General features: G+C 37.6%; 13 protein-coding genes. 5 read left to right on the top strand and 8 right to left on the bottom strand.

Annotated features, from left to right (window positions below):
• Positions 1-484: 484 nt before the first annotated feature.
• Positions 485-1,150: a YkyA family protein gene (locus tag ACFX4E_RS07105; protein ID WP_028407940.1), complete on the bottom strand. Its 666-nt coding sequence runs from the start codon at positions 1,148-1,150 to the stop codon at positions 485-487.
• A 169-nt stretch (positions 1,151-1,319) separates the two neighbouring features.
• Here ACFX4E_RS07105 and ACFX4E_RS07110 point away from each other — a divergent pair, with 169 nt between their 5' ends.
• Together ACFX4E_RS07110 and def are read left to right on the top strand one after the other, a co-directional pair.
• Positions 1,320-1,430: a YjcZ family sporulation protein gene (locus tag ACFX4E_RS07110; RefSeq protein ID WP_016763434.1), complete on the top strand. Its 111-nt coding sequence runs from the start codon at positions 1,320-1,322 to the stop codon at positions 1,428-1,430.
• A 174-nt stretch (positions 1,431-1,604) separates the two neighbouring features.
• The gene (gene def, locus ACFX4E_RS07115; protein ID WP_098248365.1) at positions 1,605-2,159 is read left to right on the top strand and encodes a peptide deformylase; all 555 of its coding nucleotides are present in this window, start codon (positions 1,605-1,607) and stop codon (positions 2,157-2,159) included.
• Positions 2,160-2,187: 28 nt separating this feature from the next.
• Here def and ACFX4E_RS07120 read toward each other — a convergent pair whose 3' ends face one another.
• On the bottom strand, positions 2,188-2,970 hold the full coding sequence (locus ACFX4E_RS07120) for a Cof-type HAD-IIB family hydrolase (RefSeq protein WP_377237677.1): 783 nt from the start codon (positions 2,968-2,970) through the stop codon (positions 2,188-2,190).
• Positions 2,971-3,520: 550 nt separating this feature from the next.
• On the opposite strand from ACFX4E_RS07120, the gene ACFX4E_RS07125 reads away from it, so the two are divergent.
• Both ACFX4E_RS07125 and rnjA read left to right on the top strand, forming a co-directional pair.
• Positions 3,521-3,730 (top strand): DNA-dependent RNA polymerase subunit epsilon, encoded by a 210-nt coding sequence (locus ACFX4E_RS07125; protein ID WP_013056049.1) that lies wholly within the window; start codon positions 3,521-3,523, stop codon positions 3,728-3,730.
• 5 nt (positions 3,731-3,735) lie between these two features.
• Positions 3,736-5,403, top strand: a complete 1,668-nt coding sequence (rnjA, locus tag ACFX4E_RS07130; RefSeq protein WP_013056048.1) for a ribonuclease J1 — start codon at positions 3,736-3,738, stop codon at positions 5,401-5,403.
• Between the two features lie 42 nt (positions 5,404-5,445).
• On the opposite strand, the gene ACFX4E_RS07135 is transcribed toward rnjA, so the two are convergent.
• The 6 genes from ACFX4E_RS07135 to ACFX4E_RS07160 form a co-directional block, all read right to left on the bottom strand.
• Positions 5,446-6,108, bottom strand: a complete 663-nt coding sequence (locus ACFX4E_RS07135; protein WP_013056047.1) for a potassium channel family protein — start codon at positions 6,106-6,108, stop codon at positions 5,446-5,448.
• Between the two features lie 151 nt (positions 6,109-6,259).
• The gene (locus ACFX4E_RS07140) at positions 6,260-8,065 is read right to left on the bottom strand and encodes an ABC transporter ATP-binding protein (RefSeq protein ID WP_060746739.1); all 1,806 of its coding nucleotides are present in this window, start codon (positions 8,063-8,065) and stop codon (positions 6,260-6,262) included.
• A 15-nt stretch (positions 8,066-8,080) separates the two neighbouring features.
• Complete coding sequence (locus ACFX4E_RS07145) at positions 8,081-9,817, bottom strand: ABC transporter ATP-binding protein (RefSeq protein WP_377257869.1); 1,737 nt, start codon at positions 9,815-9,817, stop codon at positions 8,081-8,083.
• 259 nt (positions 9,818-10,076) lie between these two features.
• Positions 10,077-10,973, bottom strand: a complete 897-nt coding sequence (gene gnd / locus ACFX4E_RS07150; RefSeq protein ID WP_025749395.1) for a phosphogluconate dehydrogenase (NAD(+)-dependent, decarboxylating) — start codon at positions 10,971-10,973, stop codon at positions 10,077-10,079.
• A 187-nt stretch (positions 10,974-11,160) separates the two neighbouring features.
• Positions 11,161-11,607: a TlpA family protein disulfide reductase gene (locus ACFX4E_RS07155; protein ID WP_028414116.1), complete on the bottom strand. Its 447-nt coding sequence runs from the start codon at positions 11,605-11,607 to the stop codon at positions 11,161-11,163.
• A 102-nt stretch (positions 11,608-11,709) separates the two neighbouring features.
• Positions 11,710-12,258 carry a peroxiredoxin gene (locus ACFX4E_RS07160; RefSeq protein ID WP_014461006.1) on the bottom strand — a complete coding sequence of 183 codons (549 nt, stop codon included), beginning with the start codon at positions 12,256-12,258 and terminating at the stop codon, positions 11,710-11,712.
• A gap of 356 nt (positions 12,259-12,614) precedes the next feature.
• On the opposite strand from ACFX4E_RS07160, the gene ACFX4E_RS07165 reads away from it, so the two are divergent.
• Positions 12,615-13,478, top strand: coding sequence for a mechanosensitive ion channel family protein (locus ACFX4E_RS07165; protein ID WP_014461007.1), 864 nt, complete (start codon positions 12,615-12,617; stop codon positions 13,476-13,478).
• The last annotated feature ends 32 nt before the right edge of the window (positions 13,479-13,510 follow it).

Raw genomic sequence — 13,510 nt, forward strand, 5'->3', positions numbered from 1 at the left:
TCATATTTTGTCGAGTAGCTTTTTGAATTCGCTAATCCTTAACATTTCTATGTATTCCCCAGCGAATTCTGTGCAAACATTTACGTAAAAGGAAAGTTTAAGCGAAACGAGCGTTTCGTTAAACTGTATTAATTATTTTGCAAAAATGATTAATACAACACTTACTACGCTACCTAGTTTACAATACACTAAAACAGTTCGTCAATGCATTTACATCAAGAAATTACGCTTTTTTAGTTTGTGAAATAAAACACATAAAAAAGACATGCTGTACTATTACACAGACACAAACTGTATTATATGTTTTATAATAACCTTCTCTTTTTTTACGTCTGCACATCTCCTATCTTGCCACAAATAAACGAATTTTTAAAACAATAACCTTTTGTAATTTTTACTTGAATCATGTCGAAACTCTTTCTTTATTTCAGAAAACCTTCCTTTTCAGCCAAAAAAAAAAGACCTGTAAACTTCACAGGCCTTCTTATTTATCCTCGCTATTTTTCACCTTTAACTTTGTTTTATTATAAAAATCCTCTTTGGCTTTGTTATAGTCAGCTGTTAATGTGTTAAACGTTTCTTTTTTCTTTTCAACTTCTTTATAAGTAGCGTTGATCGAAGCGATTTGTGTTTCAAGATTCTCTAATTTCACATTGTCTTTTTCAAAGAGCGTATATAGCTGACGATCTAATTCAATGGAATGAAGATAGGCATCATGTAAGGACTGGTAGGCCTTATAACGCTTCTTCATTAACGAAGATAGTTCAAGCGCCTCTTCTTTTGCTTTGCCATCTTCTAGCTTTTGGATCTTTGGCTCTGTCGCTTCAAACTGTTTTTGCGAAGCGCTGATGCTTTTTTCTTCTTTTTGTAATTTATTTTCACGCTCATCTAATAACTGCTGCGCTTTTTGTGCTTTATTTTTTATTTTCTTTTTATCTTTAATCCCTAGCTCAATAATTTGGTCGTATATCGCATTTTCTTGCTGTTCTAAATCAGCTAACGGTTTTTGCTGATCAGCAAATTGCTTTTCTTGCGCTACCACTTTTTCTAATCCATTGTATACCTCAAGCTCAGGCGATGAGCCCTCTGCACAGCCTGCTAGTGACATAGCAGCAATGCCGATAACTATATATCTTCCGACGCATTTCATATCTGGTAAATCCTCCCTTATTCATGGGTCATTATACAATTTTTGTAGGAAATTAGCAATTTATCTACACCCTTTTACCACCTTTTAATATATTATACTAACCCAATCGTGAAAAAAAGGGAGTTTATTACTTTTTACCTTGGGATTGATAACTACGGGAGGTTACATTATGTTGGGTTATGGTGGATATGGCTGTGGCGGTTCTAATAAAGGTTTTGTGTTATTAATCGTACTGTTCATTTTATTAGTTATTATCGGCTGCAGCTGTGGCGGCTGGTAATTATACAATAAAAGCGGCTAACGGTCGCTTTTATTTTTTCTTATGCATGTTTTTCCATATGTGTGATACATATAATTAGTAGAAACATTTATGTGGTCAAGGTCGAGGTAATGACTTTTTTATACGGATTTGGTACACTTTATACCTATAAAATAGCCTAGGGAGATGTGAAAGTTGATTACAATGAACGATATTATTCAAGACGGACACCCAACGCTGCGAGAAGTAGCAAAAGAAGTACCGTTACCTGCTTCTGAAGAAGATAAAAAGATTTTACATAGCTTATTAGAATATGTAAAAAACAGCCAAGATCCTGAAATTGCTGCTAAATATGGACTGCGATCTGGTATCGGGCTTGCCGCTCCTCAAATTAATGTATCAAAACGAATGATTGGGGTACACGTTACGGATGAAAAAGGCAAGCTATACAGCTATGCATTATTTAACCCTAAGATCGTTAGCCACTCAGTAGAAAAGACATACCTTACAGGCGGTGAAGGCTGCTTGTCTGTCGATCAAGATATCCCAGGATTTGTTCCTCGATATGCACGTATCACAGTAAAAGGCACAACGCTTGAAGGCGAAGAAGTGAAAATTCGTTTGAAAGGCCTTCCTGCTGTCGTATTTCAGCACGAAATTGATCATTTAGACGGAATTATGTTTTATGATTACATTAATAAAGAAAATCCATTTCAAGAACCTGAAAATGCTTTTCCATATGAACGCTAAAAAACGCGAGCTAGAGCTCGCGTTTTTCTTACTTTAATAATCCTACTAGCTCTAATCCGTGAAGAATACCATCTTCTGCTACATCTTTTGTAACAAAATTAGCAACTTCTTTCACGACTTCTTCCGCATTCCCCATCGCTACGCCATTTCCGACAAATTCCAGCATTTCGATATCGTTTAAGCCGTCTCCGAATGCATATACATCTTTTTTGTCAAAGCCAAGCTTTTCAATCATGGTCTCAATTCCTCGTGCTTTTGATCCACCTTTTGGCAGAACATCAGTTGAAAATTCATGCCAGCGAATAAAGTCAAATTTCTTAAATTTTTCTTCATAAGGAGCTTCTTCTCCCGCTGTACAGAATAAGAGGGATTGATAAATTTCACGCCCTTTGAAATAAGTAGGATCGTGGTGAGGGTGGGTAAATCCAATTTTCAGCGTGCTGATGCTGGATTCGATATAATCATGAAATTCAATGTTTGATTTCATATCTTCATGATCCATGTATACGACAGGGTGATCATGCTCAACAGCAAAAGCTGTTAAATCTTGAAGCTCTTCTTTATTTAACGGGTTTTTGTAAAGAACTTCTCCATTTAAAACAATGTACTGACCATTAAAGCTAATATATGTTTGAATATCCAACTCTTCACGCAGATCTTTAAACATAAAAGGAGCCCTTCCAGTTGCAATTGCCACTTCATGCCCCTGCTCTTTTAACAGCTGGACAGCTTTTTTTGTAGAAGCAGGCAGTTTTTTATCATGATCCAATAACGTTCCATCAATATCAAAAAAAATAATCTTTCGTTCCACGTTTATCACCTTATTTTTTATAATTTTTTATCTCTTTGTTAAGCCTTTCCAATTATATCAAACGAGCACTAGTTTCTCTATAAATGGACGGTCCTATTTACAACTTTTCCATATTTAACCACGAGAAACCTCTCCCTTTTCATCATATAATAAAAGTACAGAGAGAGACAGGCAGGTATCGCAAAAAAAACAAAGGAGCTGAAAAATCATGTTAAAAGATTTTCGAAAAAGGCTGCTAAAACGCTGGAATGAATTATTGCGTAAAAAAACGATGGCATAATCGATTTTTTTAGGGCTTTCTGTTGTAAAATTTGCAGAGTGTGTGTCTGCATCGTACAATGGAATAGCCCTTATTTTTTATACGCCCGGAAAATATAGTCTTGTATCCGTTTCCTATTAATATTATTCTATAATTAATTGACTTGTTATATTTAGATGACTAAAATGTAGTGAAAGCAAGTTTCTTTAGAAAATACATGAAATACATACACATTTTATAATATAATAAAATAAGTTATTTGAATTTCGGAATTAAGGAGAGATTTTTGTTATGATTTTTAAAGTTTATTTTCAAGAAAAAATGAGTGAAGTAGCTGTACGTGAAAATACAAAAACAGTGTATGTGAACGCAGATTCTGAGCGTGACGTTCGTAAAAAGCTAAAAGCGCGTTCAATTAATATTGAGTTTGTTCAAGCAGTGACTGGAGACTATCTAGAATATGAACAACAGCATGAAGATTTTAAAGTATTGGAGATATGATGAAAATGAAATTTGTAAAAAATAATCAAACGGCAGTTTTCGCCCTGGGTGGACTAGGCGAAATCGGTAAAAATACGTATGCCGTACAGTTTCAAGATGAAATTATTCTTATTGATGCAGGAATTAAATTCCCTGAAGACGAGCTTTTAGGAATTGACTACGTTATTCCTGACTACAGTTATTTAGTAAAAAATGCAGATAAAATCCGTGGCCTTTTCGTTACACATGGTCATGAAGATCACATCGGCGGAATTCCTTACTTATTAAGAGAATTAAACATTCCTATTTATGCAGGGAAATTAGCCCTTGGGCTTCTTCGCAACAAATTAGACGAGCATGGGTTGCTTCGTACAGCTCAGCTTCATGAAATTACTGAAGATGACGTAATTAAATTCCGTAAAACATCGGTAACGTTCTTCCGTACAACTCACAGTATTCCTGATTCTTACGGAATTGTGGTAAAAACACCAAACGGACAAATCGTACATACAGGAGATTTCAAGTTTGATTTTACACCAGTGGGCGAACCGGCTAACTTAACAAAAATGGCTGAAATCGGTAAAGAAGGCGTTCTATGCTTGCTTTCAGACAGTACAAACAGTGAAATTCCTAACTTTACGATGTCTGAGCGACGCGTAGGTGACAGCATTCATGACATTTTCCGTAAAGTAGACGGCCGTATTATTTTTGCAACGTTTGCTTCAAATATTCACCGCTTACAGCAAGTAGTGGAAGCAGCCGTATTGCATAACCGTAAAGTTGCTGTATTTGGACGCAGTATGGAAGCAGCTATTGAGATTGGCCAACAGCTTGGATATATTTCATGTCCAAAAGATACGTTCATTGAGCCTTCTCAAATTAACCGAATTCCAGCTAACCGCGTGACTATTTTATGTACAGGCAGCCAAGGTGAACCGATGGCAGCGCTATCTAGAATTGCAAATGGTACTCACCGCCAAATTCAAATTATCCCTGGAGATACGGTTGTATTCTCATCTTCACCTATTCCAGGAAATACAGTAAGTGTTAGCAAAACAATTGATATGCTATTCCGTGCAGGAGCAGAGGTTATTCATGGTGCTCTAAACGATATCCATACTTCTGGACACGGTGGACAGGAAGAGCAAAAATTAATGCTTCGTTTGATGAAACCAAAATACTTTATGCCAATTCACGGTGAGTATCGCATGCAGAAAATGCACATCAAACTTGCAACAGACTGTGGAGTTCCTGAAGAAAACTGCTTCATTATGGATAATGGAGAGGTGCTAGCTTTAAGCGACAGCGAAGCTTCAGTAGCCGGCAAAATCCCTTCAGGCTCTGTATATATTGACGGAAGCGGAATTGGTGACATTGGAAATATCGTACTTCGTGACCGCCGTATTTTATCTGAAGAAGGTCTTGTTATTGTCGTTGTAAGCATCAATATGAAAGACTTCAAGATCGCTGCTGGTCCAGACATTATCTCTCGTGGTTTTGTTTATATGCGCGAATCTGGTGACTTAATTAATGATGCACAATCTCTTATTACAAAACACTTGAACAAAGTGATGGAACGTCGTACGTCACAATGGTCTGAGATTAAAAATGAAATCACAGACACATTGGCTCCATTCCTTTACGAAAAAACAAAGCGCCGTCCAATGATTTTACCAATCATTATGGAGGTTTAATAAAAGAAAAAGAGCAGATGCAATTGCATCTGCTCTTTTTTATTAAGCACTGGCAAATTTATTTTCGAAGCGGTTGATATCTGCATCTGCTCCAATAACAATCAACACGTCCCCTTCTTGAATTGTTTCGGACGCCTGAGGAGAAACGATGATATCTCGATCACGCTTAATGGCTACAATGTTAATGCCATATTTCGCACGAATGTCTAACTCAATCAGCGTATTGCCAGCCATTCTTTTACTCGCTACTAATTCGACAATACTGTGTTCTTCAGATAGCTCTAAATAATCCAGCACGCTGTTTGAAATCATGTTATTGGCAATTCTTCGTCCCATATCTCGTTCGGGATGCACGATAAAATTGGCGCCAATTTTTGATAATACTTTGGCATGATAGTCATTTTGCGCTTTTACCGTTATTTTTTCAACGCCCAGCTCTTTTAAAATAAGGGTCGTCAAAATACTTGCCTGAATATTGTCACCAATAGCTACGATAACGTGATCAAAATTACGAATTCCTAAACTTTTTAGAACCCCTTCATCCATTGAATCGCCTACTACTGCATGCGAAGCAACGTTAGCATACTCATTTACCTTTTCTTCATCAATATCAATCGCCAGAACTTCCATTCCTTGATCGCTTAATGTTTTACAAATACTTCCTCCAAATCTACCTAATCCGATGACTGCAAATTCTTTTTTCATTTGAATTCCTCCATTATGTACAGGAAAAAATCTGAACTACCGTTATTTTACCACAATTCTTTTGCATCAACCTCATTTTCCCTTTAACACTTATACCTATTTACCATTTCTCACACTCATAGAAAAACAGAAGGATTAGCTCCCTCTGTTTTTAAGCTGTAGCATGGGTTTGAACAAGGTAATAATATACGCCTTTTTGCTGCATTAGTTCCCCGTGATTCCCCGTTTCAATAATGCTTCCGTGATCTAATACAATGATGTTATCTGCCTCTCGTATAGTAGATAACCGATGAGCAATCATGATGGCAGTTCTGTCTTTTAACAGCGTTTTAAGCGCCTGTTGAATCTTCACTTCTGTTTCCGTATCGATGCTTGCTGTCGCTTCATCTAAAATGATAATACGAGGATCAGCCAACAGCGTTCGAGCAAATGAAATCAGTTGACGCTCTCCCACGGATAAGACGTTTCCTCGTTCTTCTACTTCCGTATCATAGCCTTTTTTCAGACGCTTTATAAAATCTGCAGCTCCTACCGCTTTTGCGGCCTTAATCACTTCATCATCAGTAGCATCCGGTTTTCCAAACCGTATGTTTTCCATAATGGTTCCTGAAAAGATAAAGGTTTCTTGCAGCACAATACTAATTTGCGCCCGTAAACTTGCTAACGTAATATCTTGAATAGGCATATTATCAATTAAAATCTGCCCTTCGTTCACATCATAAAAACGGGTGATTAAATTAGCAATGGACGTTTTTCCAGATCCAGTATGCCCCACTAAAGCAACCGTCTGGCCTTCTTTTATGTCAATTGATACGTTGTTGAGAGCTTTCCGCTTCCCATCATAAGAAAATGAGACGTGCTTGAACTCGACTTTTCCCTTCATACCGTCTAAAGACGTAGCGGTTTCCAAATCTGTGACGAGAGGTTTTTCATCTAGAAATTCAAAAATACGCTCGGATGAAGCCATTCCCATTAATAATTGATTATACACTTGCCCTAAACGAGAAATCGGTTCCCAAAACATCCCGAGATAAAAAGCAAATGATACAAAAATACCAATTGTTAGCCGCTCATCTTGAATAAGTGCAGCACCGAACCAAATTAAAATGGCCGTTCCGACAGCATTTGTGAGTTCTACAAACGGTCGAAACATGGCATTTTTTCGAGTAGCTTGCCTCCAGCTCTCGTAATTTTCACTGTTTATGCGATCAAAAAACAGCATATTTTCTTGTTCTTGAGCAAATGATTGAGTAACGCGAATGCCTTGAATACTCTCATTTAAATGTGAATTTAATACTGACTGCTTCATACGAACAACTTGCCATGACCGGCGGATTCTTCTTCTCAGCTTTGTAGAAATCAAAAACATAATCGGTAAAATGACTAAAACAGCACATGTCAAAGCAGGACTGAGAGAAAATAATATAACCACAATTCCCACTAACAATAAGAGGTCCATAAATAGGTTAACTACCCCGTTGGTAAATAAATCTTGAAGAGAGTTAATATCATTCATAATCCTTACAAGAATAGAGCCTCCTGAACGCGTATCAAAAAACCGGTGCGACAGCCCTTGAACATGCGTAAATAAATGTTTTCTTAAATCATATATCACGTGCTGCCCGAGTTGATTCATCCATTTAATCCGAAAGACATTCGCAATATAAGATAGGATATACAAGCTAAAAATGATGAAAACTAACTGCATGAGCAGCGTGCTATTCTTATCTTTTACAGCATGATCAAGCGTATAGACACCTATCAAAATAGGAATAGCGAGTCTAATGACCGTCGTGATAATGACCATAAGAAACGAGAAAGGAAGCAAGTTTTTTCGATATGGATGAAGATAACGAAACAAGCGGGCCATTTGCTTCCAGTTAAACGTCTTATCAATGATTTGATCTGTTTGATAATAAAAGCGCTCTCGCACAACTTTATTTTTTTCGCCTGCCATTCTATTCCTCCCCTGTTATACGTTCATCACCGACGTACTGCTTTCATATTGAATGTCGTAAATGTTTTTATAAATCCCTTGCTTTTGAATGAGCGTTTCGTGGCTTCCTCTCTCTTTTATACGACCTTCATGTAAGACCAAGATTTCATCGGCATGTCGCAAAGAAGAAAGGCGGTGCGCGATAATAAACGTCGTACGATTTTTCATCACTTCTTTTAAAGCCAATTGAATTTCTCTTTCTGTTTTCATATCAACGGCACTGGTGGCATCATCTAATACTAGAATACTAGGATTTAAGATAAGCGCTCGTGCAATCGCAATACGCTGCTTTTGCCCGCCTGATAACCCCAGTCCTCTCTCTCCCAGCATCGTATCATATCCATCTGGAAGCTCCATAATAAAATCATGCGCCTGCGCTCGTTTTGCAGCATCAATAATGTCTTCTCTAGAAATACCCGGCACGCCATAAGAGATGTTGGTTCCTATGCTGCTTGAGAACAAAAACGTTTCTTGAAGTACAAAGCTAATTTCTTTCCGAAGAACAGAGAGCGGATACTCTTTAATCGGACGATGGTTAACTAAGATCTGTCCTGAAGTCGGTTCATAAAACCTCGTGAGCAGCTGTGTTAAGCTTGTTTTGCCGGCTCCAGTTGCACCGATTAAACCTACTACTTTCCCTTTAGAAGCAGAAAACGATATGTTCTCAAGCGATTTTTTATCCTCGTTTGGATAGGATAAGCTAACATGCTGAAACTCGACCGTTCCATTAATAGAGAAACTTCCCCCATGCTCATGGACTTTTTCTTCTTCTTCTAAAATTTCTAGCAACCTTTCACCTGAAGCTTTAGACTGTGAAAACATATTGATAACAAACCCTAGATTCATAATCGGCCACATTAAATAAGAGGTTAAGCTAAAGAAAGCAACAAGCTCTCCAGGACGTACGCTTCCGTTCATAACAAGCGCTCCTCCGTAAGCAAGGAGACCAACAATAGATAAATTCCCTATAAACTCCATTAAGGGGAAATAAGTTGCCCACACATTCGCTGTTTCAATGTTTCGATTTTTATAAACTCCGTTGGAATCGTTAAATTTAGAGGTTTGAAATTTTTCTCTTGATAATGATTTGACCGTCTGTATGCCGCTTATATTTTCTTGAACATTTGTATTAAGTTCTCCAAACGATTGGCGAATTAAGCGAAACGCTGGATGAACGCGTTTATCAAAACGATAAACAGCTACCCCCAAAAAAGGCAGCAGGCAGATTGTGACAAGAGTGAGTGAAATAGAGTAATAGAACATAACGGAAAAGCTGGCAGTAAGTAAAATGACGAAGCGAATTAATTCTGAGAAGCCAAAAGATAGAAAAAAACGAAATCCTTCTACATCAGCTGTCAACCTGGACATCAAGTCCCCTGTTTTAGCATTGTCATAATAAGAAAACGGTAAATACTGAAGTTTGCGATAAAGTTTATTGCGAAGAGTATACACGGACTTAATTCCAAATAAGTCGCCGTAATATTGCTGAATATATGTAAAGATTCCTTTGATGATCATCAGTCCAATAAAAATAAATGCTACATTATCGACTAGCTGATATTGTTTTCCTAACACGATATGATCAATCGTATATTGCAGCACAATCGGGTAAATCACAGTGATGGAGGTTACAAATAACAAGCAAATAGCAGAATAAAAAAAGTACATTCGGTACGGCAAATAAAAATCTTTTAGTTTTTTAAACGTTCCCATATACCCCGTCCTTTCCCTTAGCAAAGATGTGGCACACATATTTAAATATATCGGTTCCCGAAATAAATTACCATAATTTTTAGATATTTTTTCAAAAAAAGGTAAATAGTCATAAAAAAGAGGTTGGGATATAGCTAAATGAATTCCATCTAAAGACGAAACTATTCACTCAAACAAAAAAACGAACCACTAATCAAACATATTGATCAATGGTTCGTTTTTCACTTCGTCTAAAATACTTTTGTCCCAGCTTCTTTTTTTATTGTTTTTCCACTGCATGTCCGCCGAACTCATTGCGAAGAGCGGCAACTACTTTACCTGTAAACGTATCATCTTCAAGTGAGCGATAGCGCATCATTAAAGATAAAGCAATAACTGGCGTTGGCACTTGTAAATCTAAAGCTGATTCAACCGTCCATTTCCCTTCACCGGAAGAATGCATAACTCCTTTAATACTGTCAAGTTTTGCGTCTTTTGAAAATGCACGTTCCATTAATTCGATTAACCATGAGCGAATAACAGAGCCATTGTTCCATACGCGGGCTACAGCTTCGTAGTCATAGTCAAATTCACTTTTCTCTAACACATCAAAACCTTCAGCAATTGCTTGCATCATGCCGTACTCAATTCCGTTATGAACCATTTTCAAGAAGTGACCGCTTCCTGCTGCACCTGAATAGAGATAGCCGTTTTCTACGTTGATGTCGCGGAAAATAGGTTCGATTGTAGCAAATGCTTCTTTATCTCCGCCAATCATCATACAAGCGCCGTTTCGGGCACCTTCCATTCCGCCGCTCGTTCCAACATCGAAGTAGTGAATTCCTTTTTCAGCAGAAGCTGCAGCACGTCGTACGGAATCTTTATACTTAGAATTACCGCCTTCGATAATCATATCTCCTTCTTCAAGTAATTCTTGAAGCTCAGAAATTACTTTTTCTGTGAGCTCTCCGGCTGGAACCATTACCCAAGCAATGCGTGGTTTTTCTAATTTGCTTACTAATTCTTGAATGGAAGAAGCGCCTTCTGCTCCCTTTTCTGATACTTTCTGTACGGCTTCGTTGTTCACATCGAATGCTACCACAGAATGGTTATGATCTAGTAAATTCAATACTAAGTTTGCTCCCATTTTCCCTAAGCCAATCATACCTAATTTCATATGTAAATTACCTCCAATAGTAAGTTTCGTATCATGTTGTTAGTGTTAGTATGGTGTAAACTCACAAGAAAAAATCCACATTTTTATATTTCCTTTATCAGTTACTTCCTACACACAAAAAAGAAAAACATTCGATGCAAGTTCTACTAAGCATCGAATGCTTTTCACCTGTTACAACTGCCTGTATTTATTCGTTCTCGCCTAATACACGATTCACGCGCTTTTCAAGCATTTTCATACCGCTTCCACCAGCTTGGAAGTGGCGTAGCTGACCTGTTTTGTCAAATACATAATATGCCGGTACATATTGATTTTCAAATGCATCCGTTAATTTATGTTCACTGTCTACAAAAATTGGCTGCGTAATATCGTGTTCTGCTGCTACTTCTTTAATTTTTGTTAAGTCTAAATCATCTTCAGAGCGCGGCATATGAACGGCTACTACGTTTAGTTGTTCTTTGTATTGGTCGCGAAATTCATTTACTTGAGGCATTGCTTCTTTACATAGATGACAGCTTACTGACCAAAAATGAATAAGCGTTGGCTTTTCGCCAATTAGCTGCTCTTTTGTAACCTCTCCGTTTAACCATTCTGTAGCGCCCGTTAACTCAGGCATTGGCTGACGTAATTTCATGAATAAAAGCCTCCCTTGTTTTCACTATTATTGACTATATGTTCTTTATTATCCGATGAAAAAAAGGCCTAACGTGGACGTTAGACCTTTTAAACGTTGTGCTTACGCGTTTAAAGTAGCTTGACCTGGTTTCCAGTTAGCTGGGCAAAGTCCGCCAGTTTGTAACGCTTGAAGAACACGTAAAGTTTCATCAACGTCACGGCCAATATTGTTGTGGTTTACAACTGAATATTGTAATTCGCCTTCTGGGCTGATGATGAATAAACCGCGAAGTGCTACACCTTCTTCTTCAATTAAAACGCCGTACTCACGAGAAACAACGTGATTTGTATCAGCTGCTAATGGATATTTAAGATCACCTAAACCATTATCTTTACGATCAGTGTTGATCCAAGCTAAGTGTGTATGGATTGTGTCTGTAGAAACACCGATTACTTCTGCGTCAAGATCTTCAAACTCATCATAACGGTCAGAAAGTGCAGTGATTTCTGTTGGACATACAAATGTAAAGTCCATTGGATAGAAGAATAATACTGTCCATTTGTCATTTTTAATATTTTCTTCTAAGCTAACTTTACCGAATTCTTTGTTTGATAATACAGCTTCCATTTCAAAGCGTGGAGCTTGTTTACCTACCATACGTTCTGGCATACATGATCCCTCCAAATAATTATTAAATGAGAAAATGTATAAAACATTCTCACTTATGTACTGTTATAACGGTTTTCATTATAATGGATATTGTTTTTTTAGTCAATATTAATTAAGAATGAATTTAAACAACATCTTATAATGGTAACATAGTTGTTATGCCCGCCTTTAGGGCAAATTAAACCCTGACTTCAGCAAAAAAATGCTATAAAAGGGTTGCATTTATTTACCTTCTCAGTTTAGCATGTCTAATATCGGGAATAAACAAATGTGCTCATACTCTTAGAAAATCTTTTCCACAGAATAAATTCCCACTTATTAATATTGAAACAGAACATAGGAAGGATGAACAACGAATGTTTAAGATGCAAGACATCAACTGGGAACAGCTTCTTACCAATGCTGGAGTTATTGTGTTAAAACTTATTGCCATTACCATTGTATTTTTACTTGTACGAGCAATTGGTAAAAAAGTTATTGAGCGTTCCTTTGAAAAAATGAGCGAGCGCGAAAATACTACGCGCGGACGCATGCTCACACTCAAAAGTTTAACCGTTAATGTGTTTTCATATGTACTTATTTTTATTTTTGTCGTCATGCTGCTTGAAGCAGTAAATATCCATGCGACAGCTCTATTAGCCGGTGCCGGAGTTGTGGGTCTAGCAATCGGGTTCGGTGCTCAAGGACTAGTTAGCGACGTTGTAACAGGTTTCTTTTTACTTCTTGAAAAACAGCTGGATGTTGACGACTATGTAACAACCGGAAGTTTTTCAGGAATTGTCGAATCAGTAGGTCTGCGTACTACTCAAATTCGCGGATTTGATGGAACTTTACACTATGTGCCTAACCGTGAAATTACAAGCTTAAGCAATCATTCCCGAGGCAATATGCGCGCGTTGATTGATATTGGCATTTCGTATGATGATGATATTGACAAAGCAATTTCCGTACTAGAAAAAGTATGTGAGCGCGTTGCTGCAACAAATGAAAACATTGTAGAAGGACCAAGCGTGATAGGAGTTCAAGGTCTAGGCGCATCGGACGTTGTGCTTCGTGTAGTTGGCAAAGCTAAAAACGGTGAGCAGTGGGGGGTTGAACGTCAGCTTCGCAAAGAGTTTAAAGAAGCATTTGACGCAAACGGTATTGATATTCCGTTCCCTCATCAAGTAAATATTGATAAAAAGCAGCCTGAAGATGCCAAGCAGCCTCAGCATGCATAAAAATAGCCGAAGGATTTATTCCTTCGGCTTTC

The organism is Priestia sp. YIM B13491 (genome assembly GCF_042787605.1).
In the GTDB taxonomy this organism is placed as follows: domain Bacteria; phylum Bacillota; class Bacilli; order Bacillales; family Bacillaceae_H; genus Priestia; species Priestia megaterium_E.

Bases quoted from the DNA above. Each gene is read 5' to 3' on its own strand.
- ACFX4E_RS07160 (WP_014461006.1), bottom strand. From the start codon at position 12,258: ATGCCAGAACGTATGGTAGGTAAACAAGCTCCACGCTTTGAAATGGAA.
- ACFX4E_RS07125 (WP_013056049.1), top strand. From the start codon at position 3,521: ATGATTTTTAAAGTTTATTTTCAAGAAAAAATGAGTGAAGTAGCTGTA.
- ACFX4E_RS07155 (WP_028414116.1), bottom strand. From the start codon at position 11,607: ATGAAATTACGTCAGCCAATGCCTGAGTTAACGGGCGCTACAGAATGG.
- gnd (WP_025749395.1), bottom strand. From the start codon at position 10,973: ATGAAATTAGGTATGATTGGCTTAGGGAAAATGGGAGCAAACTTAGTA.
- ACFX4E_RS07110 (WP_016763434.1), top strand. From the start codon at position 1,320: ATGTTGGGTTATGGTGGATATGGCTGTGGCGGTTCTAATAAAGGTTTT.
- rnjA (WP_013056048.1), top strand. From the start codon at position 3,736: ATGAAATTTGTAAAAAATAATCAAACGGCAGTTTTCGCCCTGGGTGGA.
- ACFX4E_RS07135 (WP_013056047.1), bottom strand. From the start codon at position 6,108: ATGAAAAAAGAATTTGCAGTCATCGGATTAGGTAGATTTGGAGGAAGT.
- ACFX4E_RS07105 (WP_028407940.1), bottom strand. From the start codon at position 1,150: ATGAAATGCGTCGGAAGATATATAGTTATCGGCATTGCTGCTATGTCA.
- ACFX4E_RS07145 (WP_377257869.1), bottom strand. From the start codon at position 9,817: ATGGGAACGTTTAAAAAACTAAAAGATTTTTATTTGCCGTACCGAATG.
- ACFX4E_RS07165 (WP_014461007.1), top strand. From the start codon at position 12,615: ATGTTTAAGATGCAAGACATCAACTGGGAACAGCTTCTTACCAATGCT.
- ACFX4E_RS07140 (WP_060746739.1), bottom strand. From the start codon at position 8,065: ATGGCAGGCGAAAAAAATAAAGTTGTGCGAGAGCGCTTTTATTATCAA.